Origin of the sequence: Sphingobium sp. KCTC 72723, from assembly GCF_014280435.1 — a bacterium.
Taxonomy (GTDB): domain Bacteria; phylum Pseudomonadota; class Alphaproteobacteria; order Sphingomonadales; family Sphingomonadaceae; genus Sphingobium.
The window spans coordinates 4,221,044-4,243,684 of sequence record NZ_CP060388.1; the positions used below are offsets into that span (position 1 = coordinate 4,221,044).

The 22,641-nt window shown below is 62.5% G+C and carries 20 protein-coding genes, 1 tRNA gene and 2 pseudogenes; 14 read left to right on the forward strand and 9 right to left on the reverse strand.

From position 1 onward, the window contains the following. Positions 1-282 precede the first annotated feature (282 nt). The 3 genes from SPBM01_RS20540 (at position 283) to SPBM01_RS20550 (ending at position 3,307) form a co-directional block, all read left to right on the forward strand. Complete coding sequence (locus tag SPBM01_RS20540) at positions 283-1,884, forward strand: phosphoenolpyruvate carboxykinase (protein ID WP_188063296.1); 1,602 nt, start codon at positions 283-285, stop codon at positions 1,882-1,884. A gap of 125 nt (positions 1,885-2,009) precedes the next feature. Continuing rightward, the gene (locus SPBM01_RS20545; protein ID WP_188063297.1) at positions 2,010-2,321 is read left to right on the forward strand and encodes a hypothetical protein; all 312 of its coding nucleotides are present in this window, start codon (positions 2,010-2,012) and stop codon (positions 2,319-2,321) included. Positions 2,322-2,488: 167 nt separating this feature from the next. Beyond that, positions 2,489-3,307 carry a ferredoxin--NADP reductase gene (locus SPBM01_RS20550; protein WP_188063298.1) on the forward strand — a complete coding sequence of 273 codons (819 nt, stop codon included), beginning with the start codon at positions 2,489-2,491 and terminating at the stop codon, positions 3,305-3,307. Positions 3,308-3,362: 55 nt separating this feature from the next. On the opposite strand, the gene SPBM01_RS20555 is transcribed toward SPBM01_RS20550, so the two are convergent. After that, the gene (locus tag SPBM01_RS20555; protein WP_188063299.1) at positions 3,363-5,201 is read right to left on the reverse strand and encodes a DUF885 domain-containing protein; all 1,839 of its coding nucleotides are present in this window, start codon (positions 5,199-5,201) and stop codon (positions 3,363-3,365) included. A gap of 144 nt (positions 5,202-5,345) precedes the next feature. Here SPBM01_RS20555 and SPBM01_RS20560 point away from each other — a divergent pair, with 144 nt between their 5' ends. Continuing rightward, entirely contained in the window at positions 5,346-6,161 is an 816-nt protein-coding gene (locus tag SPBM01_RS20560) for an HpcH/HpaI aldolase/citrate lyase family protein (RefSeq protein ID WP_188065865.1), read from the forward strand. Between the two features lie 32 nt (positions 6,162-6,193). On the opposite strand, the gene SPBM01_RS20565 is transcribed toward SPBM01_RS20560, so the two are convergent. Further along, entirely contained in the window at positions 6,194-8,479 is a 2,286-nt protein-coding gene (locus SPBM01_RS20565) for an FdhF/YdeP family oxidoreductase (protein WP_188063300.1), read from the reverse strand. A gap of 143 nt (positions 8,480-8,622) precedes the next feature. Between SPBM01_RS20565 and SPBM01_RS20570 the strand changes: the two are divergent. Continuing rightward, positions 8,623-8,988: pseudogene (locus tag SPBM01_RS20570) on the forward strand (ATP-binding protein); the annotation flags it as partial. Between the two features lie 156 nt (positions 8,989-9,144). Here the strand turns inward: SPBM01_RS20570 and SPBM01_RS20575 are convergent. Continuing rightward, positions 9,145-9,972: pseudogene (locus SPBM01_RS20575) on the reverse strand (23S rRNA (adenine(2030)-N(6))-methyltransferase RlmJ); the annotation flags it as partial. Between the two features lie 277 nt (positions 9,973-10,249). Further along, on the reverse strand, positions 10,250-11,164 hold the full coding sequence (locus SPBM01_RS20580; RefSeq protein WP_188063301.1) for a LysR family transcriptional regulator: 915 nt from the start codon (positions 11,162-11,164) through the stop codon (positions 10,250-10,252). 94 nt (positions 11,165-11,258) lie between these two features. On the opposite strand from SPBM01_RS20580, the gene SPBM01_RS20585 reads away from it, so the two are divergent. The 3 genes from SPBM01_RS20585 to SPBM01_RS20595 are packed head-to-tail and all read left to right on the forward strand — an operon-like array spanning position 11,259 to position 13,623. Then, the gene (locus SPBM01_RS20585; protein WP_262504280.1) at positions 11,259-12,086 is read left to right on the forward strand and encodes an SDR family NAD(P)-dependent oxidoreductase; all 828 of its coding nucleotides are present in this window, start codon (positions 11,259-11,261) and stop codon (positions 12,084-12,086) included. Continuing rightward, positions 12,083-12,592, forward strand: a complete 510-nt coding sequence (locus SPBM01_RS20590; RefSeq protein ID WP_188063302.1) for a nuclear transport factor 2 family protein — start codon at positions 12,083-12,085, stop codon at positions 12,590-12,592. Before SPBM01_RS20585 ends, SPBM01_RS20590 begins: the two co-directional genes overlap by 4 nt. After that, positions 12,589-13,623, forward strand: coding sequence for a zinc-binding dehydrogenase (locus SPBM01_RS20595; RefSeq protein ID WP_188063303.1), 1,035 nt, complete (start codon positions 12,589-12,591; stop codon positions 13,621-13,623). Before SPBM01_RS20590 ends, SPBM01_RS20595 begins: the two co-directional genes overlap by 4 nt. A 341-nt stretch (positions 13,624-13,964) precedes the next feature. On the opposite strand, the gene SPBM01_RS20600 is transcribed toward SPBM01_RS20595, so the two are convergent. Next, complete coding sequence (locus SPBM01_RS20600) at positions 13,965-14,186, reverse strand: hypothetical protein (RefSeq protein WP_188063304.1); 222 nt, start codon at positions 14,184-14,186, stop codon at positions 13,965-13,967. A gap of 280 nt (positions 14,187-14,466) precedes the next feature. After that, a tRNA-Ser gene (locus SPBM01_RS20605) sits at positions 14,467-14,557 on the reverse strand. Between the two features lie 99 nt (positions 14,558-14,656). Here SPBM01_RS20605 and SPBM01_RS20610 point away from each other — a divergent pair. Further along, positions 14,657-15,562 (forward strand): peptidylprolyl isomerase, encoded by a 906-nt coding sequence (locus SPBM01_RS20610; protein WP_188063305.1) that lies wholly within the window; start codon positions 14,657-14,659, stop codon positions 15,560-15,562. Here SPBM01_RS20610 and SPBM01_RS20615 read toward each other — a convergent pair. Then, positions 15,546-16,019: an Lrp/AsnC family transcriptional regulator gene (locus SPBM01_RS20615; RefSeq protein WP_188063306.1), complete on the reverse strand. Its 474-nt coding sequence runs from the start codon at positions 16,017-16,019 to the stop codon at positions 15,546-15,548. The two genes, SPBM01_RS20610 and SPBM01_RS20615, sit on opposite strands and share 17 nt — an antisense overlap. A 163-nt stretch (positions 16,020-16,182) precedes the next feature. On the opposite strand from SPBM01_RS20615, the gene ald reads away from it, so the two are divergent. After that, positions 16,183-17,298 (forward strand): alanine dehydrogenase, encoded by a 1,116-nt coding sequence (ald, locus tag SPBM01_RS20620; RefSeq protein ID WP_188065867.1) that lies wholly within the window; start codon positions 16,183-16,185, stop codon positions 17,296-17,298. 619 nt (positions 17,299-17,917) lie between these two features. Further along, complete coding sequence (locus SPBM01_RS20625) at positions 17,918-18,748, forward strand: sulfite exporter TauE/SafE family protein (RefSeq protein WP_188063307.1); 831 nt, start codon at positions 17,918-17,920, stop codon at positions 18,746-18,748. Positions 18,749-18,832: 84 nt separating this feature from the next. On the opposite strand, the gene SPBM01_RS20630 is transcribed toward SPBM01_RS20625, so the two are convergent. Both SPBM01_RS20630 and ung read right to left on the reverse strand, forming a co-directional pair. Next, positions 18,833-19,171, reverse strand: coding sequence for a glycine zipper 2TM domain-containing protein (locus tag SPBM01_RS20630; RefSeq protein ID WP_188063308.1), 339 nt, complete (start codon positions 19,169-19,171; stop codon positions 18,833-18,835). A gap of 112 nt (positions 19,172-19,283) precedes the next feature. Continuing rightward, complete coding sequence (ung, locus tag SPBM01_RS20635; protein WP_188063309.1) at positions 19,284-19,973, reverse strand: uracil-DNA glycosylase; 690 nt, start codon at positions 19,971-19,973, stop codon at positions 19,284-19,286. A gap of 97 nt (positions 19,974-20,070) precedes the next feature. Here ung and SPBM01_RS20640 point away from each other — a divergent pair, with 97 nt between their 5' ends. Genes SPBM01_RS20640 through SPBM01_RS20650 form a run of 3 tightly spaced genes read left to right on the forward strand, consistent with a single transcriptional unit; the run spans position 20,071 to position 22,591 of the window. Then, the gene (locus SPBM01_RS20640) at positions 20,071-21,060 is read left to right on the forward strand and encodes a serine hydrolase (protein WP_188063310.1); all 990 of its coding nucleotides are present in this window, start codon (positions 20,071-20,073) and stop codon (positions 21,058-21,060) included. Positions 21,061-21,118: 58 nt separating this feature from the next. After that, entirely contained in the window at positions 21,119-21,487 is a 369-nt protein-coding gene (locus SPBM01_RS20645; protein WP_188063311.1) for a DUF962 domain-containing protein, read from the forward strand. Between the two features lie 39 nt (positions 21,488-21,526). Next, the gene (locus SPBM01_RS20650) at positions 21,527-22,591 is read left to right on the forward strand and encodes a GNAT family N-acetyltransferase (RefSeq protein ID WP_188063312.1); all 1,065 of its coding nucleotides are present in this window, start codon (positions 21,527-21,529) and stop codon (positions 22,589-22,591) included. The last annotated feature ends 50 nt before the right edge of the window (positions 22,592-22,641 follow it).

A 22,641-nucleotide genomic window follows, 5' to 3' on the forward strand; every position in this document is an offset into this window, starting at 1 on the left:
GTGTCCCAGATGATCGTGAAAGCGTGGACCAGAGCGTTAGACGATGCCGTGGGCCGCCGCAAGGAAAGGGCAATGGTGGCGATCCACATGATCGTGCCGCCACCTGTCGGAATTCGGCACATATGCCAGATGACGGGGATTTGACGGTCCAATCGCAAAGCCTTATGCGATGTCCGTCAGCAACAAGGGACATCGCGCAACAGACAGCGGTGCCGGAGGAGCGGAACGCGCGCGACCATGGAAATGGCAGCGACGCGACAACATCATATCAGGAGCAAAGGCGTGCAGGCCAAATCCTCAATCACCCTGGCCGATCAGGGCATTTCCACCCATGCCACCCAGTTCTGGAATATGGGCACCGCGCAGCTTGTCGAAGCGGCGGTCCGCAATGGCGAGGGCATATTGTCCAAGGACGGCCCGTTGGTCGTCAAGACCGGCAAGCACACCGGCCGCAGCGCCAAGGACAAGTTCATCGTCCGCGATGCCGAAACCGAATCGACCGTCTGGTGGGGTTCCACCAACGTTGCGATGACGCCCGAACATTTCGCCGCGCTCAAGGCGGACTTTTTCAAGGCGCTGGGCGAAAAGGACACGCTCTATGTCGCCGACCTGTTCGGCGGGTCGCAGCCTGAACATCGCGTCAATGTGCGCGTCATCAACGAACGCGCTTGGCATAATCTGTTCATCCGCACGCTGCTGGTGCGTCCGGGCGCGGAAGAACAGGCCAGCTTTGCGCCGGAATATACCATCATCGACCTGCCCACGTTCAAGGCGGACCCGGCGCGTCATGGCTGCCGCAGCGAAACCGTGGTCGCGGTCAACTTCACCGAAAAGCTGATCCTGATCGGCGGCACCGCTTATGCCGGCGAAATGAAGAAGTCGGTATTCGGCATCCTCAACTATCTGTTGCCGATGAAGGGCGTGATGCCGATGCATTGTTCGGCCAATATCGGCGCGAATGGCGACACAGCCGTCTTCTTCGGCCTGTCTGGCACGGGCAAGACGACGCTGTCGGCCGACGCCAGCCGCACGCTGATCGGCGATGACGAACATGGCTGGTCGGACACGGCGGTCTTCAATTTCGAAGGCGGCTGCTATGCCAAGATGATCAACCTGTCGGCCGAGGCCGAACCGGAAATCTTCGCCACCACCAAGCGGTTCGGCACGGTGCTGGAAAATGTCGTGATCGACGAAGAAACGCGCACGATCGACCTGGACGACAACAGCCTGGCCGAAAACAGCCGGGGTTCCTATCCGATCGACTTCATTCCCAACACTTCGGAGAAGAATCTGGGTCCGGTCCCGAAGAATATCATCTTCCTGACCGCTGACGCCTATGGCGTGCTGCCGCCGATCGCGCGGCTGACCCCGGAACAGGCGATGTATCACTTCCTGTCGGGCTATACCGCGCGCGTCGCAGGGACCGAAATCGGCGTGACCGAGCCGACCGCGACCTTCTCCACCTGCTTTGGCGCGCCGTTCATGCCGCGTCATCCCTCGGTCTATGGCAATCTGCTCAAGGAACGGATCAACAAGGGTGGCGTCACCTGCTGGCTGGTCAACACCGGCTGGGCGGGCGGCAAGGCGACGATGCCGGGCATCAAGCGGATGCCGATCAAGGTGACCCGCGCGCTGCTCAACGCCGCACTCGACGGCAGCCTGAACGCAGCGGAATTCCGCACCGATCCCAATTTCGGGTTCGAAGTGCCGGTCGCTGTGGCGGGTGTTGAGGACAAGATCCTCGACCCGCGCGCCATGTGGGCGGACGCGAGCGCTTATGACGAAACGGCTGCGGTCCTCGTCAAGCAGTTCGTCGATAATTTCACGCAGTTCGAAGATCATGTCGATGAAGGCGTGCGCAGCGCGGCCCTGACGGCAGCCTGATTGCGGTAAAATCAACTTTTAGGGCCGGGGAGAGCGATCTCCCCGGCCCTTTTTTTGCGCCAATTCTTTTGATGGATGCGTAACGATGCTATGCTGCGCGCTGACCTTTAGTGGGAGTAGCGGGCATGTTTGGTGATATGATCGGTAAATTGGGTGGTCTGGAAACGATCGCGGCGCAAATCGGGATGACGCCCGAACAGATGCAGGGTCTGATGACCGAGATCAGCGGCAAGATCGGTTCGGGCGAAACCAGCGTCGCGGCGCTTGCCGAAACCGCCGCCGCCCATGGCGTGTCCGCTGACAAGTTGCAGGAATTGCTGGGCCAGTTCGGTGGACCCGAAGCGATATTGGGCAAGCTGGGCGGCATGTTCGATCGGGACGGCGACGGTAATCCGATGAACGAACTGGGCGGCATCGCCAAGGGTCTGTTCGGCTGAAGGTTCAGGGACGCCGGCAACGGCGTCCTTTTGCCTGCACAAGATTTTTTCGCCTTGCCTTCATGCTGCGTTGGCTCCATTCGCGTAACAGATTAGTTATTGCGAACGATACGCAACTGGCGCGACCTCTGATGGTGGACGCCGATGGATTGGCAAGGAAGAAGGTCTTGAACGACGTGACGATCGAAAAGCCGGTGCTGGAACCGACGGGCGCCCTTTCCGTGGAAACCGTGCTGTCGGTGCGCCACTGGAACGAACATCTGTTCAGCTTCCGCATTTCCCGCCCCGCCAGCTTCCGTTTCCGGTCGGGCGAATTTGTCATGATCGGCCTGAAGGGCGACAATGGCAAACCGCTGCTGCGCGCCTATTCGGTTGCGAGTCCTTCGTGGGACGAGGAACTGGAGTTTCTCTCGATCAAGGTGCAGGATGGTCCCCTGACCTCGCGGCTCCAGCTGATCGAACCGGGCGACCAGATTTACCTTGGTCGCAAGCCGACCGGCACGCTGGTCACCGACGCGCTGCTGCCGGGCAAGCGGCTGTTCATGCTGTCGACCGGCACGGGCCTTGCCCCTTTCCTCAGCCTGTCGCGCGACCCGGACGTGTATGAATTTTACGAACAGGTCGTCGCCGTCCATTCGGTCCGCCGTGTCAGCGACCTGGCGTTTCGTGACGAACTGTCAACCAAGCTGGCGGAAGATCCGCTGGTGGCCGAACAGGCCGCGACCCAGTTTCACTATGTGCCGACCGTGACTCGCGAACCTTTCGACGGCAACACCGCGCGCATCGACAAGCTGGTCGAAAGCGGCACCTTGTTCGAAGGCGTGCCGGGCGCGGCGAAATTCGACCCCGAAACTGACCGGATCATGATGTGCGGCAGCATGGAAATGATCAAGCAGTTCGCTGCCTGGTTCGAGGAAAACGGCTTCACCGAAGGCTCCAACGCCGCGCCGGGCCAGTTCGTGATCGAACGCGCTTTCGTGGGCTAACCCCGGCCTGCCTTGAGACAATGAAGGGCCAGGAGAGCGATCTCCCGGCCCTTTTTTATGCGCGCTGCCCCGCGACCCACGCCTCGACATTCTTCGCCAGTACCGTCATCGGCACCCCGCCGCCGCCAACCACCGCGTCGTTGAACCGGCGAAAATCGAAACGCGCACCCAGCGTCTCTTTCGCTGTCGCGCGCAGGCGGACGATTTCGCCATGGCCGACCTTATATCCGCACGCCTGCCCCGGCCATGCGCAGTAGCGATCGACCTCGGCCTGCACATCCTCGACGGTCGATCCGTTGGTAGTGGCGAACCAGTGGATCGCCTGTTCCCGCGTCCAGCGTTTGGCATGGAGGCCGGTGTCCACCACCAGTCGGCAGCAGCGATAGGCGATCGACTGGAGATAGCCTAGCTTGCCCGCGACATCGCCATCATAGGCACCCAGTTCGTCGCCCAATTGCTCGGCATAGAGCGCCCACCCCTCGCTATAGGCATTGAACGCCAGCAGCGAGCGGATGAGCGGTAGCTTGTAACTATATTCCCCCTGCCAGATATGGCCCGGTATCCCCTCATGATAACAAAGCGTCGGCAGGCTGTAGCGCGGCCAGATGCCGGTATCGCGCAGGTTGATATAATAATTGCCCGGCGTCGATCCGTCGATCGACCCTGCGCCCGCATAAGCGCCCGGTGCGCCTGCCTCAATCTCCACCGGCACACGCTTGACCACCAGTTTGGCCGGCACCAGCGTCGCAAAGGCGCGGGGCAGGCGCGTGCGGATGTCGGCCAGCCGCCCGTCAATGAACGACAAGATCTGCTGCCGCCCCTCGTCCGTGTTGGGGAACAGGTAGCGCGGATCCTTGCCCATCGCGGTCATGCGCTCGCCGACCGTTCCCTGCGTCATGCCCAGCCCCTTGAGCAGGCCATCCATCTGCCCCTGCAACGCCGCCAGCTGCTCCATGCCCAGCCGGTGAACCTCGTCCGGGGTCATCATCGTCGTCGTCCCGGCTTTCAACGCCCAGGCATAATAGGCATCCCCCTGCGGCAGCTTCCAGACGCCAGCATCCATGGTGGCACCGCCGCGCTGGCGGCGCAGCTCGGCGGCCTGCCGCTCCAGCGCCGGGGCCACGGCATCGCGCACGATTCGCTGCGCCTTCGCCCCATAGTCGCCGGACATGTCCTTTGTCCGCCGCGCGATGGATGCGACCGGCACCCACTGGTCGATGGGTTGCGCCCGCACCATGTCGATCTGGCGCAGCATCTTGTCGAGCAGGAAGGCAGGCGCGACGACACCGATCCCGGCGTCATGTTTCAACCGTTGCGTTTCGCCATCCAGATTGGCGGCATAGGCGTTCAGGCGGGCCAGATAGGCGTCGGCATCGGCGGGGGCGGCAATGCCATGGTTGCTGTCGAGGAAATCGGGCGTTTCGACGAATGCGCCGGTATTCTGCGCCACCGCATAGGGCGAATTGCGGTAGGACCAGTTGCTGTTCATGATCGCCATGTCGCCGAACGGAAAGGCAAAGCCTTCTGCCGCCAGTTCATGCGCGGTCCGCGCTACATCGACATTGGTGCGCGTGACCGGCGATAGCGGGCCAAGGTCGACTGCACGCAATTTGGCCAGCCTGTCGCGCACATGCACGGCGGTCTGCGCCTGTCCGGCCGGGCTTTTGTTGCCAAGCCGGTTTTTGAGCGCGGCGCGCGGTCCCGTGTCGATGCCAAGGCCGCTGGCGCTTTCGGGGGCATCGTTCAGCATCTGCTCCGCCATGTCGGCCAGCATCGCTTCGGCCTGCGCATCGGGAGCCGCCATATTGAGGGCTTGGGCCGCGCGCGCGGGTAGCGCGGTCAGGCCGATGGCAGATGCACCAGCGGTCAGAATAGTGCGGCGCGTGATGGTCATGGAATGGCTCTCCGGCGGACTGATCCTGCCCGACTTGGCATAAATTTGCGAGCGCCGACATGGCAATTTCCATGTTGGCGGGGCTTCACCTGTTGCGCGCTTCCTGTCACGGAGGGGCCAGTCGATAATGGAGAGTCCGTCATGATACATCTGCGCCATGCCCGTTCGCTGCTGTTCCTGCCCGCCTCCAACGCGCGGGCGATCGCCAAGGCGCGGACGCTGTCATGCGACATGGTGATACTGGATCTGGAAGATGCCGTGGCGGATGATGCGAAGGAGGCGGCGCGCGCAAACGCCATCGCCGCACTGGCTGAGGGCTTTGGCTCCCGCATCGCGGCGGCGCGGATCAATGTGGAAGGCACCCCGTGGCATGGCGCGGAAATGGTGGCGCTAAAAGGCAGTGCGGCCGACTATGTCGTGTTGCCCAAGGTCGAGCATCCCAAACAGGTGCGCGATGTGTTCAGCGTGGCGCAAAAGCCGGTGATCGCGATGATAGAAAGCGCGCGCGGCGTGCTGGCCGCGGCGGACATTGCAGCGACGGAAGGGTGCGCGGCCCTGTTCATGGGCAATAACGACCTGCGCAAGGATCTGAACATTCCTGCGTCGGCCGGGCGCGAAGGACTGGCCTTTGCAATGCAGTCGGTGGTGCTGGCGGCACGGGCGGCGGGACTGGCCGTGTTCGATGGGGTGTATAACCGGCTGGGCGACGCGCCGGGGCTGGCGGACGAGTGCCGGGATGGTCATGCGCTGGGTTTCGATGGCAAGACGCTGATCCACCCCAACCAGATCGCGGTCGCCAATGATGCCTTCGGCCCGGACGCGCAGGCGCTGGACGACGCTCGTCGGCTGATCGCAGCCGCAACCGGAGGGGCGGAACGGTTCGAAGGCGCGATGATCGAAACCATGCATGTCGAGCAAGCCCGCGCGCTGATTGCCCGTGCGCACGCTGTGGGAGCTTAGCCAATGGGCAGGCGGCGCTGTCACCGGGGCATCTAGGCATGGCGCACCATGGTCACGCGCACTGACTTGTAGGACGGAGTGCCGCTCGCGCGATCATAGTTCTCCAGCGGCACTAGGCAGTTCGCCTCTGGATAATAGGCCGCAAGCGACCCCCGCGCGATGGCATGGGCGACAACGGTATAGCCTGTCAGCGACCGCCCCGGCCCGGCATGGATATCTACGCTGTCGCCATGCGCCAGCCCCAGCTCAGCCAGATCTGCCTCATGAGCGAAGATCACGTCCCGGCGGCCGGTAATGCCGCGATAGCGGTCGTTCATGCCGTAGATGGTGGTATTATACTGGTCATGGCTGCGGATCGTGGTGAGGAGCAGCGCACCTGCTTCGCCCGACGCGCCGGTTAGTGGATGGACCAGGAAATGGGCTTTGCCCGATGGCGTGTTCCACTTACGCTCCGATGCGCCGACCGTAAGGCGAAAGCCGCCTTTCTGCCGCACACGCAGGTTGAAGTCGCGAAAATCGGGAAACACCGCTTCGATGGCATCCCGAATGCGGTCATAGTCGGCGACCAGCCAGTCCCAGTCGATGTCGCTGTCGGGAAGGGCCGCCTTGGCGATGCCTGCGACGATGGCTGGTTCTGATCTGAGTTCCGGCCCGGCAGCTTTGAGCATACCGCGTGAGGCATGGACCATCGACATGCTGTCTTCGACCGTGATCCATTGCTCGCCCTCCGCCTGCTCGTCCAGTTCGGTGCGGCCAAGGCAGGGCAGCACGATGCTTTCCCTGGCGAGGAGCAGGCAGGTGCGATTGAATTTGGTCAGTATGTTGACTGACAGGTCCAGCTTGCGGAATGCCTCGAAACAGGCATCCGGGTCGGGCATGGCGATGGCAAGGTTACCGCCGAGCGAAATGCACGCCTTCGATCGCCCCTCCCGCATCGCCTGGAGCGATTCCACTGCGGCATGGCCATGGGCGCGGGGGCTGGTGATGCCGAATCGGGCGTCGATCCGCGCCAGCATCGCCTCGCCCGGAGTCTCCGTGATGCCGACCGTCCGGTCGCCCTGCACATTGCTGTGCCCCCGGAGAGGACAGATGCCCGCACCCGGCTTGCCCATATTCCCGCGCAGCAGCAAGAGGTTGGCCAGCTGCTGCACATTGGCCGTGCCATTCTCATGCTGGGTGATGCCCATGCCATAGCAGAGGATGACCCGTTCGGAGCTCCAGTAGGTTTCGGCCATGCTCTCGATCGCTTCGCGCGTAAGGCCGGAGCGACGGATGATCTCGTCCCATCCGGTCGCCTCTATGTCCGCACGCAGCTCCGTGATGCCCAGCGTATGTTCGGCAATGAACGCCCGGTCGAGCAGGCCCGGCCCGCCAGCAGCCAGGTCGACCGTATCGGCCGCGAACAGCGCCTTCATCATGCCTTTCAGCATAGCGCTGTCGCCGCCGACGCGGACCTGATGATAGGCCGAGGCGAGCTGGGTGGAACTGGACGACAGCATCTCGGTCGGATGCTGCGGCGATTTGAACCGTTCCAGCCCCCGTTCCTTCATCGGATTGGCGACGACGATCGATGCACCCCGGCGCGCGGCAGCGCTGAGCGTCGAGAGCATACGCGGATGGTTCGTGCCGGGATTATGGCCGATGCAGAAGATCGCATCTGCATGGTCGAAATCTTCAAGCGTTACCGTGCCTTTGCCAATGCCGATGGATTTGGGCAGGCCCACGCTGGTTCCCTCGTGACACATGTTCGAACAGTCAGGGAAATTGTTCGTGCCATAGGCGCGTGCCATCAACTGATAGAGGAATGCCGCTTCGTTCGATGCCCGGCCCGAACAATAGAATTCGGCCTGATTGGGATCGTCCAGCGCCCGCAAACCTGCCCCGATGCGCGCAAATGCCTCATCCCATCCGATTGGCACGAAATGGTCGCTGTCCCGGTCATAGCGCAGGGGATGGGTAAGGCGCCCGGCATCCTCCAACTGGTGGTCGCTCCATTCCCACAGCGACGTGGCACTATGCCGGGCGAAGAAATCGCTATCGACGCGCTTGGCTGTGGCCTCCCAGGTGACGGCCTTGGCGCCGTTCTCGCAAAATTCAAAGGAGGATGTCTTGGCCGGATCCGGCCAGGCACATCCTGGACAATCGAAGCCGGTGGGCTGGTTCATCTTGAGAAGTGCGCGCGTATCGGTGGAGGCACCCATCTGGTCCCTTATGGCAACAGCAACGGCCTTCAGCGCACCCCAGCCGCCTGCCGGACCGTCATATGGCTCGACGCCGGGCACCTGCGCGCAGCCTGCGTCAATGCTATCCTCGCTCATGCCTGCCTCCTTTGGGTATGCCTTTTTCTGGCACCCATCACATTGGGAGAATGATGGATAGATGTTTTCCATCATAAAGCGCTGAAATATTGCGCCACTATGAGCGCTCTAGCGACGGCGAGGAACGCGTCTTCAACCGGCGGTTCCTGCCCGCACAGCGCAATATCGTCCTGGTCGGCGGCACAGGCACCGGCAAGACCCATCTGGCCATCGCCATCACCGCCAACGTTGTGCGCTCCGGCGCCCGAGGCCGATACTCCAACCCGGTCGATCTGGTGATCCGCCTCGAAGAGGAGGCCAGGATCGGCAAGAGTGGCGCTCTCGCCGCCCAGCTATTCCGTCTCGATCTCATCGTGCTCGATGAACTGGGCTATCTGCCGTTCGCTCGATCAGGCGGCCAGTTGCTGTTCCACCTGATCAGCAAACTCTATGAGCAGACCAGCGTCATCATCACCACCAACCTCTCCTTTGGCGAGTGGCCCACCGTGTTTGGCGATCCCACCCTTAGCGGGTCGGCAGCGGGACTCCCATCCATCGTATCACAGGCTTTTCTCAACTCCTTCAGTCGCCATTCGGAACGATCAGGATGACCCGATTTGATCGCGACCTGAAGCGCGGCGATTCCCCCTTTGGGTGAAGGAAGGATGGGATGAGGGTTTATCCGAATCGCGCAACCAACCGGATATGATCTCGCCCTTATGCCCTTCGGGCGCTAACGCCGCGCGCAGAGCTTCTAACAGTGGCGGCAGTGTCTGCGTGAAAGCATAGGGCGGATTGACGATATAGAGGCCTGCGCCGTTATAGATGCCGGGTTGCTCGCTATCGTATAGCCAATGCTCCACCACCAGCAATTTCGGGATGTCGAGCTTGCGTAGCTGCGCCTTCCATTGCCGATGCGTGGCGCGCTCTTTCAGCGGATACCAGATCACCGTCACGCCATGCGCCCATTTGCGGTGAGCGGCAGCGAGGGTGGCGGTGATGCGCGCGCGTTCGTCGGTCTGCTCATAAGGCGGATCGACCACCACAACGCCGCGCGCGGCTCGGGGCGGCACCATAGCCAGCCAAAGTTCGTAGGCGTCGCGTTCATGCACGGCCGCGCGGGTTCCCCGCATCACGCCGCGCAGAATGCCAGCGTCTTCCGGGTGCTTTTCGTTGAGGATCAGGAAATCCTGCGGACGCAAAAGCTGCGTTAGAAACTGCGGCGAGCCGGGGTAAAGCTGCGGCTCGCCACCCACATTCACTGCCTGCACGGCGGCGCGATAGTCGTCCAGCAAGGGGTTCGGGTCGGCAAACGCCCGCAGCACGCCCTGCGTCGCTTCGCCAGTGCGTTGGGCTTCGTCGCCGCCAAGGTCGTACAGCCCGCAGCCGGCATGGGTGTCGATGAGAGTCAGCGCGCCTTGCTTGTGCTGCAAGGCCCGCACCAAGGCGATTAGGAGGCTGTGCTTCACGACATCCGCACTATTGCCAGCATGAAAGGAATGGCGATAATTCATTGTGTCTCAAGATTCTAACGATAGGCATTTACACGAGCAGCTGGACCTTCTGCAAAGCAAAGCTATGACCGCGGCGGGGTTGCCGGGCGCCAAGGTCGAGTACTAAGCGAAGGAACCAATCTGGCGGTCGCATAGAGTAGTACGGAAATCGACCCTTCACAGACGCTCCGAGCCAGATTTTTCGATCCCCAGCTGCAAACGGTCCACTTTTCAGGCGGCTGTCGGCAACTCGCGACCAACTCAAGTCGTTCCCCGACCAGTGCGCTCATGGCTCCTCTTAACTGGAATCCGTCATTGCCAAAGCACCTTCGATCGCGTGCGTGATGAATTCCACAACGCTGACAAACTGCCGCCCGGCATTCCGGCTCGCCTTGCGCGAAGAAAACAGGATGTCGAGTACCGGCGCAGCGCCGCTGAGCCGCCAGCCTCGCAGCTGGCCTGCCGCGACTGCCTCAAAGACATATCTCTCCGGCAGAAGCGCATATCCAATGTCCGACTGCACCAGTTCCTTGATGAGACGCGTCGAGTCCGCTTCCATCTGGACGTCCAGGTTTAGCCCGCTCCGCTGCGCCGCATCGTTGATCGCAGCCCTGATACCCAAATGATGGGATGGAATGATCAATGGCAGCGCAAGAGCCTCTTCGATACCAACGGAGGAGCCCGAAGGTGCTTCAATACCAGGCGGGCCAACCAACATGAAAGGCAGGGACAGGAGTTTCTGCTCGATGAGAAGATCGTTACGGGAAACCTCTTCGAGAACGGCGAAGTCGATCATGCCGCGGCCCAGCCAATCTCCCAGCCCACCGGTCGGTCCCTCGACCAGTCGGAAGCAGATTTCGGGAAAGGCGGAGCGCAGCTGGAGCGCCAGTGACCGACCGATGAGATCGGCGATGCTGGGAGGCAGGCCAAGAGCAAGATGCGCCGCCCCGCGCGAGGGCCCAGAACGTATTCCCTGAATCGCCAATTCCAGTTCGCGCAGCGGCGCGGCGACAGAGGCATGCAACCTTTCACCGTCACTAGTGAGGCGCATTCCTCGCGCCGTGCGCTCGAACAGGGGCACGCCCAATTCCTCCTCCAGCAAGCGCATTTGTCGACTGAGCGCAGACTGGGCCACCCGCACCATGCCCGCTGCGCGTGTCAGCGAACCATCCTCGGCAATCCGCACGAAGTAGCTGAGCCGTCTGATTTCCATGAGCCGCCCTTCCAACCTATCCATTTCTGATATGACAGTACGCGAAAATTGTAATGGCGGCATAGCCGGTAATTCTTCATCTACACGTCGGCACATGAAGATGCAGGAGCGGGATATGGGAATATACGAGAAGTATGGACCGTGGGCTTTGATCGCAGGAGCATCGGAGGGAACCGGGGCAGCCTTTGCCCATCGCCTCGCATCCGAGGGGCTGAAGATCATCCTGATCGCCCGCCGCGAGCAACCGCTGGCAGCACTGGCGGTCGAATTGCAGGCCGCCTATGGCACCGAAACCCTTACGGCCTCTATCGATCTCGCTGCTCCGGACGCCATCGAAAAGATTGCGGCGGTCGCAGAAAGCCGCGAAGTGGGCTTGTATATCAGCAACGCGGGCGGTGATCCGAATGGCACCGCCTTTTTCGAGACGGATATCAAGGCGTGGACGGATTTGGTCGCGCGCAACGTGGTCGCGGTAATGCAGGCGTCCCATCTACTCGGTGCCAAGATGCGCGAGCGCAAGCGTGGGGGAATCATTCTCGTCGGGTCCGGTGCCTGTTATGGCGGCGCGTCGGGGTTGGGAGTCTATTCTGGCAGCAAGGCGTTCGACCTGTGCTTTGGCGAAGGGCTTTGGGCCGAATTGCGACGCCATGACGTCGATGTGCTGAACCTGATCCTGGGCCGCACCGATACGCCGGAATTTCGCCGATGGCTTGAAAGTCGCGGCGCGCCGATGCCCAGCGATGTCGCAACGGCCGCAGATGTGGCCCGCGTCGGATTGGAACGACTGCCATATGGACCCGTGCATAACTGGGGTCTTGAGGATGACGATGCGGGGCGTGTGCCGCAATCGGCCGCTGCAAGGCGAAACCGCATTCTTGCCATGGAAGCGGCAATGCAAAACTTGAGGCCCGCTCAAGGATGACCCGTTCCGATCCGAACGACAGGCAAGCGATCGCTGACCTGATCCATATCTATTGCCGGTCCGTGGACAGGCTGGACGTTCCGCTGGGTCACAGCATCTGGCACGAAGAGGCGACCGCCGATTATGGCGCGAGTTTTCATCAGGGGCCGGGAAAAGCCGTGATCGACAAGATATGTGCCTCCCATCGCGGTCTGCTCGCTCATTCCCACCAGATCAGTAACATCCTCATCACGCTCGACGGCGACCGGGCCGGGAGCGAGGCCTATTGCACCGCAACCCTGCGGATGCAGCGCGGCGAGACACTTATGCAGATGAGCGTTTGGACCCGCTATGTCGATCGCTGGTCGTTCCGGGATGGGCGCTGGGGCCTCGATCATCGCATCGCGATCCGCGACTTCGACGAGACCCGGCCCGTGACTGCAATGAGCCAGGCTGACATGGGCAGTCGTGACCGGAGCGATCCATCCTACGCGGCGCTCAACCTAAACGAACAGGATAGACCATGAAAGCAGCCTATATTCAGAACGGCAGCGTTCATGTGGGCGAGATGCCCGATCCGGTGCCCGGCAAGGGCCAGGCGCTTGTGCGCACCCATAGCTGCGGGATGTGCGCTTCAGAGGCGCATTTCCTCCATTCTGGCGAGACTATCATCGGTTTGTCGAAAGTGCATGGCGGACCCTATGCAGGTCTCGACTTCAACCGTCCGTTCGTCCCCGGACATGAATATGTCGGTGGGGTCATCGACTATGGTCCAGGCAGCAAGCGCACGGTGAAAGTCGGCAGGAAGGTCACCTCCATTCCGATCATGCGGCAGTCTGGTGCCCATGCCATCGTCGGCTTCAGCCACGACTGCCCAGGCGGCTTTGGCGAGTACATGTTGCTGGACGAAGACATGATGCTCGAAGTCCCCGGCGACTTGGACGACGATCTCGCGGCGATGACCGAACCGCTTGCGGTGGGTCTGGAACATGCGCGGCGGGGGCGGCCCGACAAGGACGATGTCGTTCTGGTGCTGGGCTGCGGTGCGATCGGCCTTGGCGTCATTGCGGGTTTGAAGCTGATGGGTATCGCACCGATCGTCGCCGCCGATTTCCATCAAGAGCGGCGCTCCCTGGCCATTGCAATGGGCGCAGATATTGTCATCGATCCGCGCGAGCTGTCCCCTTATGGGCGGCTTCCAGATCTCGGCGACCGTCGGGCGAACCTCATCTACGAATGCGTCGGCCAGCCTGGGCTTTTGCAACAGGTCATTACCGGCGTCGGCTTTGGGGCTCGGATCGTGATGGGTGGCTATTGCATGGAGCCGGAACAGCTCCTCGTCTTTGCAGCGCAGAACAAGCGGCTCAACATCCAGTTCGCGGGCGGTGAAGAGCCGGAGGACATGGAACTCGCGTTGCGCGCGATCGCAGACGGGCGGATCGATGTACGCCCTTGGTTGGGAACGCGCATCGGGCTGAACGACGTGAGGGCTGCAATGGCCGACATGTCCAATCCACTGTCACCGATCCGGACAGTGGTCGATCCACGCGGGTTGTAGAACCGGCCTTGGTGGCGATCGATCCGGCGATTGTCACCGTCCACCGTGCGAGTGTCACGCGGCAACTCCGGAGACTCATCGCGCTAGAACCGGGGTTTCGGCGGGAAAGATAACAGACGGTGATAAGGGTTCGAATTATCAGCGCGAATTGGGGCGCCTGCGCCCCACAGGAGCGCATGAGAAGCGATCGACAGGGTCGCCGCCCAAAAAATGCCCGCTCCAAACAAAAATAGCCATCAGTCACCACAATCTTGAAACGTAGAAATGTCGCCGACCCCGCCAATGTTGACCCTTTGTCGCCGTTCAGCCGCCAATTTTTCTCTTCTACTAGGTCTGTCTGCTTAACCATTCCAGAGGCCCAAATTGGTCGCAAGCTGCCGATCCGCTATGAGGCGCTGAGGGGAGATAAGCGGACGTAGGCGGCTTGCACCTACAGCCATTCGCGTTGTCATGCTTTCCTCGTCGATGAGCACAGGCAGCAAGAATCCGAATTCACGAATCGAGGCTTCCAGCGCGACCAGTTGCTTTTCTGGATGACGGCGAGGGTTGTTGGCGTAGCGCAAGAGCGCGCCAGGCGCGCGATGCTCGATGGGGCCTAGCTGGCGTTCGAGAGACGCCAACTGGTATGGAAAGGCGCAATCACTGCTGCAGGTTTGGACGTCTTGTTGCTTTCACAGCGGTAGCGGAGAGCTTTCCCATGCCACCAATTCTCCAACATTCTTTCCCACATTTCCAATCGGTCACCGGTGGACGGGCAGGGATGCAAGTGGATGCGAATCACGCTGAAAGCCACAGAAATGCTGGGCTTTCGTGATTCGGAACGGATGTGTAAGGAAAAGTTGGTGGCGGAGCGGCAGGGATTCGAACCCTGGATACGCTTTTGGCGTATACTCACTTTCCAGGCGAGCGCCTTCGACCACTCGGCCACCGCTCCGCATTGCTCTGGAAGTCCGGCTCCCTATCGCGGCAAGAACGGATAGGCAAGGGGGATGGGGCGCTTTACTTTGTTCTGCTTCGCCTGTCTGATGGCGGCATGATCCGATCCCTTGGCTCCGTGCTGTTCGCTTCCCTGCTGACCCCCGCCGCTCTGGCGTCCGATCCGCCGGTGACGCCGTCCGCCGTCGTGGCGCAGGCACCGGCGAGCGCGTGGCGGGTGATTGCGGCGGATGACTTGCTGGTCATGACGATCGGGGGTGGCAAGCGGGTGGTCATTCAACTGGCACCCGCCTTTGGTCCGCGCCATGTCGGCAATATCCGGGCGCTGGCGAAGGCGCATTGGTGGGACGGGACCAGCATCAACCGGGTGCAGGACAATTATGTCGTGCAATGGGGCGACGTGACCGAGAAGAAGCCGCTGCCGCCTGGCCTGTCGCCCACCAGTCCCGCCGATTATGTCCGGTCGATCGCCAATGTGCGGCTGGCCGTGACGCCCTTGCCCCATGCCGATCCTTATGCGCCCGCGACTGGCTTTGTCGATGGCTGGCCGGTGGCGATGGATGGCGACGGGGCGTGGTTGCCGCATTGCTATGGCTTTGTCGGGGTAGGGCGCAACACTTCGCCGGACGCGGGGACAGGGGCGGAGCTTTATACGGTGATCGGGCAGGCACCGCGCCAGCTGGATCGCAACATCGCGGTGGTGGGCCGGGTGATCGAGGGGATGGCGCATCTGACCAGCCTGCCGCGCGGTTCGGGGGATCTGGGCTTTTATACTGCGGACGAGAAAACCGTGCCGATCCTGTCGGTGCGGCTGGCGAGCGACATGGCCGAAAAGATGCGGCCCCGCTATGAAGTGATGGATGTCGGGTCGGCCAGCTTTGCCGAGTATCTGCGGTTGAGGGCCAACCGTAAGGATGATTTCTACGATCGTCCGGCGGGCGGGGTGGACCTGTGCAATGCGCCGGTTCCCATCAGGCCAATCTCCGTCAAACCAGCCCCCTGATGCCGCGCAGGCGATAGCCGCGCCAGTCGCGGATACGGCGGATGGCAAAGCTGGTGCGGATCGCCGAAACGCCGGGCAGGCGGGCGAGGCAATCGCGATGGATGGCGTCGAACCCTTTCAGGTCGGCGGCGGCGACGCGCAGCATATAGTCGGCATGGCCTGCCATCAGGTGACATTCCAGTATCTCCGGGAAGTCGGCCACGGCGGTTTCGAAACGGTCCATCGCTTCGCGGCTCTGGCTGGTCAGCGAGATTTCCACGAAGGCCAGCAGGTCGAGGCCAAGCGCGGCGGGATCGAGCCGGGCGGCGTAGCCGGTGATGACGCCGCTATCCTCCAATGCCTTGATGCGGCGGTGGCAGGCGGAGGGGGAGAGGCCGATAACTTCGCTAAGTTCGCCCATGGACGGCTGCGAGTTGGATTGTAGCGCTTCGATGATGGCGATGTCGAACCGATCCATGCAAGAAAATCCCGTTTAATCCGATAAGTTCGGGATAACATCCCGCGGAGCCATGGCAAAGTCCGAAAATCAGGGAACATTCGCTGGTGGTTCCGCGCTATGTTCGCGTCACAAGGACGCGGGCAACGCGCCGCGCCAAAATTTGCTGTTTCGGAGAGTCATCATGATCGTCGGCACCATCAAGGAAATCAAGAATCACGAATATCGCGTCGGCCTGACGCCCGAAAGCGTGCATGAACTGACCGCCCATGGTCACACCGTGCTGGTCGAGACGGGCGCGGGCGAGGGGATCGGCGCGAGCGATGCTTTGTATGAGAAGGCCGGTGCGGAGATCGTCGCGACTGCCGCCGAAATCTTCGCCACCGCCGAAATGATCGTGAAGGTGAAGGAACCGCAGCCGGGCGAACGCGCGATGCTGCGCCCCGGCCAGATCCTCTACACCTATCTGCATCTGGCCCCCGATCCCGACCAGACCCGCGACCTGATCGCGTCGGGCGCGACCTGCATCGCCTATGAGACTGTGACGGACGCGAGCGGCGGCCTGCCGCTGCTGAAACCCATGAGCCAAGTGGCGGGCCGCATGGCGATACAGGCGGGCGCGACCGCGCTGGAAAAGGCGCATGGCGGCCGCGGCGTATTGCTGGGCGGGGTGCCGGGCGTGCTGCCCGCCAAGGTCGCGGTGATCGGCGGCGGGGTCGTTGGTTTCAACGCGGCGCAGATGGCGGCGGGCCTGGGCGCGGACGTCACCATTCTCGACCGCAGCCCCGAAGTGCTGGAAAAGCTGGGCATGTATTTCGAGGCGCGGGCCAAGACGCGCTTTTCCAACCGTGCCAACCTGGCCGAATGTGTGGCTGATGCCGATCTGGTGATCGGCGCGGTGCTGATCCCCGGCGCGGCGGCGCCCAAGCTGGTCAGCGCCGACATGCTGAAAACCATGAAGAAGGGCGCAGTGCTGGTCGACGTGGCGATCGATCAGGGCGGCTGTTTTGAAACCAGCCATGCGACCACCCATGCCGACCCGACCTATATCGTCGATGGCATCGTCCATTACTGTGTCGCCAACATGCCCGGCGCAGTCGCGCGCACCAGCACCTATGCGCTGAACAATGTCACGCTGCCCCATGCGTTGCGCATTGCCGAGATGGGCTGGAAGGGCGCATTGCGCGCCGACGAACATCTGCGCGCGGGCCTGAATGTATGGAATGGCAAAGTGACATATCGCGCGGTGGCCGAGGATCTGGGGCTGGATTATACGCCGGTGGAAGAAGCGATCGCGTAAAGGCGAGGCTGTGCCGATCCTCGCCTGCAAGGCGGGGCTATCGCATATGGAAATATCTCAAGTTTAATCGTCATGCTGAACTGGTTTAGCTGCGCTGGCCTGCGGCTCAGCATCCATTTCTCGTCTCTCGTCATGAACGGCGGTTTTTGAGGCATGATGGATCCTGAAATAAATTCAGGATGACGTTGTAGGGATGAGGAAAAGTAATATGCGATAGCTCTGTCCTGGCTGGGTAGATGGCAGATCGCAGCCCTGACGGAGAGGCATCGCCATCGCGATAGGGCGACACCCCTCCACCACCCGCTATGCGGGCGGTCCCCCTCCCCTTGCAGGGGAGGAATGAAAAAATGCAACGGCGCCTGTCCCACCGGACCGGCGCCGTTATTATGTCTGCGCCTCTCATCCTTTTGTCGGATGCAGGTGCGGATTCCCCGGCACCGTTCGTTTACCCGACCAAGAGTGCTGCACTTCACTCATTCAGATGGTCCGCCGAAGAGAGGCATTGGTTCAACGACATGCTCGATATTCCCCACCTCACCGCCTTGACCTGCACGGGCGATCGCAACAGCATGGCCAAGGGCAAGGGCGATCGCCCGGCATCGGAACAGGGGGCGCAGTAATGCACGGTGAACTCACGACCTGGCTGGTGCCGTTGATCTCCATGCTGGCGGCGGGCCTGTTCGCAGGCTTTGCGGCGGGTATTTTCGGCATTGGCGGCGGCTTCGTCGTCGTGCCTGCGCTGTTTGTCGTGCTGCCATTGCTGGGCGGCACGCCCGACGCGATCGCTCATGTCGCGATCGGCACGTCGGCGGCGACGATCATCGTCACGTCGATCCGGTCGCTGCTGGCCCATGCCAAGCGCGGCGCGGTGGAATTTGAGATACTGAAAACATGGGCGCCGTGGATCATTCTGGGCGATGGCGTGGGCGTATTGCTGGCGGGCCATGTCGATGGCGACATTTTGACCATGATCTTTGCGGTCGGGGTGTTCCTGATGTCGCTCAATTTCCTGCTGCCCAAGATCGGCGACAAGGTCATCAGCGAGGATATGCCATCGGGCATCGCCCGTGTCGGCATTGCTGGCGGTCTGGGGACATTTTCCGCGCTGCTGGGTATTGGCGGCGGCACCATCGCCATCATGGTGATGACGCTGTGCGGCCGGTCGATCCACCGCGCAATTGCGACGGCTTCGGGTGTCGGCACGCTGATCGCCATTCCCAGTGCCATCGGTTTTGCGCTGATCGGTTTGAAGGAAACTGGCCTGCCATGGGGATCGCTGGGCTATGTCAATGTGCCTGCGACGCTGGCCATTGCGTCGATGTCGGTCCTGACGGCACCATTGGGCGTCGCAGTCGCTCATGCGTTGCCGGCCAAGCCACTGAAAAAGATTTTCGGCGTCTATCTGATCGTCATTGCGGTCGTGATGTTCCGCAACGCGATCAAGATGTAATCTGTGATGGGGGGCGGCGTCACTACGCCGCGCCGGTCATGAGAAAAGGGGGGATGGCGGTTCGCGCCATCCCCCTTTTTGCGTTCAGCATTTGGAGTTGCGGTCGATCGCCCGGCCAGCCAGTGCGCCTGCACCTGCGCCAACGATAGTGCCGGTGGCGCGTTCGCCGCGCGTATCGACGGCCCGGCCCAGCAATGCGCCCGCTACGCCACCCAGCAACAGCCCGGTGGTGCCGCCCGACTTGCGGCAGCGGTCGTTGCGATAGTCGCGGCGGTTGGCATAACGATCACCCCGGTCATAGTCGCCGCGATATTCGCGATGGCCCCGGCGATCATGATCGCGGGCATAGGACGTTGCCGGAATGACGGCCGTCATGGTCGCGGCGGCGAGGGCGGTGGCCAAAATGGCTTTGCGGATCATCATGGTGTTTCTCCTCCAGATTCGAAAACTTGTGGAGGATGATATGGCAGGGCGGGCTTGTGCCTTTGCTGAACCGGACTGTTATCCCCGGTTCAGTATCGGGATTTGTCGCCCGTCAGCCGATGTCGGGCAGCGACCAGTCGATCGCGCCGCGACCGTGTGCCTTCAGAAAGGCGTTGGCCTGAGAAAAATGGCGGCATCCGTGGAAGCCATTATGGGCCGACAGGGGTGAGGGGTGGGCAGCTTTCAGCACCAGATGACGGGGTTGATCGACAAAGGCGGCCTTGCGCTGGGCATAGGCGCCCCAGAGCAGGAACACGACCGGCTGGTCCTGTTGCGCGACGGTGCGAATGATGGCGTCGGTGAAGATTTCCCAGCCCTTGCCCTGATGCGATGCCGCGCGGCTCATTTCGACGGTCAGCACGCTGTTGAGCAGCAACACGCCCTGTTGCGCCCAATGTTCGAGGAAGCCGTGGCGCGGGCGGGGAAGGCCAAGGTCGCTTTCCAGTTCCTTGTAGATATTGACCAGCGATGGCGGGGTGCGCACGCCCGGCTGCACCGAAAAGCACAGGCCATGCGCCTGCCCTTCGCCATGATAGGGATCTTGCCCCAGGATCACGACTTTCACCTGGTCGAGCGGGGTCAGGTCGAGCGCGCGGAAATATTCGCTGCCCTTGGGGAAGATGCGTTTGCCCGCTGCCTTTTCCGATTCGAGAAAGCTTTTCAGCCCGGCCATGTGCGGGGCGGCGAACTGGTCGGCCAGCGCGATGCGCCAGCTTTCATGCAGTTTGATGGGGGCGGTCATGCTGTGCCTGATGGCCTGTGGGGTGGAGACGTGTCAACTGGCCGCGATTTCCGGTAAACACCCTTGCGCCGTGCGCGCGCTTTGGCGAGATAGTGCCATGCCGTTTCTTCGTTCGATCAGCTATTTTGCCGCCCTTGGCCTGTTCCTTGCGCCGCTTCCCCATGCCGTGGCGTTCGGCCCGACCAAATCGGCGGTGCAGCAGACTGCCGAAACCCGGCTGATCGGGCAGTTTCAGCGCTTTGCGACCCTGACCGACGGGACCGTGGGCATCGTCGTGCGCGAACTTGGCACCGGGGAGACGCTGTCGCTGAACGGGGACATGCTGTTCCCGATGGCCAGCGCCTATAAGGTCGCGGTGGCGGGCAAGATATTCGCGATGGTGGATAGCGGCGCGCTGTCGCTGGAGGAGAAGGTGGCCGGGCCGGGCGGGATGCCGACCATCTATGGCCTGATCGACCTGATGCTGACACGCAGCGACAATGACGCGACCGACGTGCTGGTGGCGCGGGCGGGTGGTCCGGCGGCCGTCAACGCCTGGGTCGCCGGACTGGGCGTGCGGGGGCTGCGCGTCGACAGCAATACTGCCGACCTGCTGTGGCGGGCGATGGGGCTGACGCCGCGTCCGGGTAATTTCAACCGCAATGTGGCAGCGGCCATGGCGGCCGATCCGGCGCTGCGCGAACGGGACGCGCGCGACACGCCCAACATCGCCTTTGCCCGCGATCCCCGCGACACGGCTACCCCCGCCGCGATGACGCAACTGATCACGGCGATCCGCACGGGCAAGGCGCTGTCGGGGCAAAGCACCGCGACGCTGCTGACCATCATGGAACGGTGCAAGACCGGCAAGGCGCGGCTGCCGGGCATGTTGCCGCCCGGCACGGTGGTGGCGCACAAGACCGGGTCGCTCAATGGCACGGGCAACGATACCGGGGTCGTCACGCTGCCCGATGGGCGGTTGTTTGCGATCACCGTGTTCGTGATGCAGGACCATCGGGGCCATGTGGCGCGCGACCGCATCATGGCGGAGGCAGCGCGCGCGGCCTATGATTATTTTCTGTTTGCGCCCGATCGGGCCACGGCCTGACGCATCGGGCTTAACAGCGATCGGACATTTGGCTAAACGGAGGCTCCACAGGGAGAGGATGACCGTGGCCATCACCCGATTTGCCGATTTCTGGCCTTATTATTTGCAGGAACATGCGCGGCCCGGCACGCGGGCGCTGCATTATGCGGGGACCAGCGTGGTCGTGCTGCTGCTGGCGGCGGCCCCTTTGGCCGGGCGGTGGTGGATGGCCGCCGCGCTGCCGCTGGCGGGTTATGGCTTTGCCTGGGCGGGTCATGGGCTGATCGAACGGAACCGGCCCGCGACATTCCGCTATCCGCTCTGGTCGCTGCGCGCCGATTTCGTGATGTGGCACCGTTTCCTGACCGGGCATATGCCGCGCGATCTGGCACGGGCGGGGGTGCGGGCCGATGGTACGGTCGATCCGGCGCGGCGCGTGCGCGGCTGATCGCTTGACCGGACGGGCCGCTCTGCCACAAGAGGCGACATGGCTCTTACCGCTACATTTTCGCTGCCCGATCGCGCGGCGCTGGCCGGGCGCTGGCAGGCGCTGGAGGCGCAGTCGGACGCGGCCTTTTTCCTGGGCTGGACATGGACCGGCAGCTGGATCGACAGCTATGGCGTGCGGCCAGAATTGCTGGCGGTGAGCGATGCTGCGGGGCGCGATGTCGCGCTGGCGCTGGTGGGTCATGCGATGGTGCCGCGTTTGCTGGGGCGGGTGGCGACGCTCTGCCTCAACCAGTCGGGCGATGTGGCCGCGGACCGGCCCTATGTCGAATATAATGGCCTGATGGTCGCGCGGGGGCAGGATGACGCAGCCGCTGCTGCTGCCATGGCGGCATTGACCCGGCGGCGCGACTGGCGGGTGTTGCGACTGAGCGGGGTTGCGCCCGATTCGCCGCTGCTGGGCCTGGCTGCGCGGCGGGCAGTGCGGGTGGATGCTTCGCCCGTCTATCAGGTCGATCTGGACGCGGTGCGCGGCGCGGGGGGTGATTATCTGTCGCTGCTGAGCGCCAATACGCGCAGCCAGATTCGCCGCGCGATCAAGGATCATGGCGGGGCATTGCCCGATATCGCGCGGGCGGAGGCGGCGGATATCGCGCCTTGGCTGGCGGAGATGGCGGCGCTGAACGGTGGACGCCATGCCGACAATGCTTGGGACGATGCGGGATTTCGCGGCTTCGTGGCGATGATCGTGGCGCGCGGGCTGGAAAGCGGGGCAGTGGACCTGTTGCGCTTTACCGATGCCGGTGGCGTCGTGGGGCTGCTGGTCAATTTCGTGCATCGTGGGCAGGCGCTCAATTACCAGTCTGCCTTTGCCGATCCGCGCACGGCCAAGGACAAGCCGGGCCTGCTGTGCCACACAGCGGCGGTCGCCCATTATGGCGGACGTGGCCTGACGCTCTATTCTTTGCTGGCGGGCAAGGACCGCTACAAGCAGAGCCTGTCCACGCGCGAGGAACAGCTGGAATGGTGGCAGCTGGAGCGATTTTCGCCCCGGCTGGAGGGGGAAGCGCTGTTGCGCCGGGTGCTTAAACGCCCGGTTGCGTGAGAGTTTGTCGCGAAATGCGCGAAAGAGCGCATTTCGGGTCCGCACCGGCC

Bases quoted from the DNA above. Each gene is read 5' to 3' on its own strand.
- SPBM01_RS20580 (WP_188063301.1), bottom strand. From the start codon at position 11,164: ATGGAAATCAGACGGCTCAGCTACTTCGTGCGGATTGCCGAGGATGGT.
- SPBM01_RS20650 (WP_188063312.1), top strand. From the start codon at position 21,527: ATGGCTCTTACCGCTACATTTTCGCTGCCCGATCGCGCGGCGCTGGCC.
- SPBM01_RS20565 (WP_188063300.1), bottom strand. From the start codon at position 8,479: ATGAGCGAGGATAGCATTGACGCAGGCTGCGCGCAGGTGCCCGGCGTC.
- SPBM01_RS20555 (WP_188063299.1), bottom strand. From the start codon at position 5,201: ATGACCATCACGCGCCGCACTATTCTGACCGCTGGTGCATCTGCCATC.
- SPBM01_RS20630 (WP_188063308.1), bottom strand. From the start codon at position 19,171: ATGATGATCCGCAAAGCCATTTTGGCCACCGCCCTCGCCGCCGCGACC.
- SPBM01_RS20610 (WP_188063305.1), top strand. From the start codon at position 14,657: ATGATCCGATCCCTTGGCTCCGTGCTGTTCGCTTCCCTGCTGACCCCC.
- ald (WP_188065867.1), top strand. From the start codon at position 16,183: ATGATCGTCGGCACCATCAAGGAAATCAAGAATCACGAATATCGCGTC.
- SPBM01_RS20595 (WP_188063303.1), top strand. From the start codon at position 12,589: ATGAAAGCAGCCTATATTCAGAACGGCAGCGTTCATGTGGGCGAGATG.
- SPBM01_RS20545 (WP_188063297.1), top strand. From the start codon at position 2,010: ATGTTTGGTGATATGATCGGTAAATTGGGTGGTCTGGAAACGATCGCG.
- SPBM01_RS20640 (WP_188063310.1), top strand. From the start codon at position 20,071: ATGCCGTTTCTTCGTTCGATCAGCTATTTTGCCGCCCTTGGCCTGTTC.
- SPBM01_RS20625 (WP_188063307.1), top strand. From the start codon at position 17,918: ATGCACGGTGAACTCACGACCTGGCTGGTGCCGTTGATCTCCATGCTG.
- SPBM01_RS20615 (WP_188063306.1), bottom strand. From the start codon at position 16,019: ATGGATCGGTTCGACATCGCCATCATCGAAGCGCTACAATCCAACTCG.
- SPBM01_RS20645 (WP_188063311.1), top strand. From the start codon at position 21,119: ATGACCGTGGCCATCACCCGATTTGCCGATTTCTGGCCTTATTATTTG.
- SPBM01_RS20590 (WP_188063302.1), top strand. From the start codon at position 12,083: ATGACCCGTTCCGATCCGAACGACAGGCAAGCGATCGCTGACCTGATC.
- SPBM01_RS20585 (WP_262504280.1), top strand. From the start codon at position 11,259: ATGAAGATGCAGGAGCGGGATATGGGAATATACGAGAAGTATGGACCG.
- ung (WP_188063309.1), bottom strand. From the start codon at position 19,973: ATGACCGCCCCCATCAAACTGCATGAAAGCTGGCGCATCGCGCTGGCC.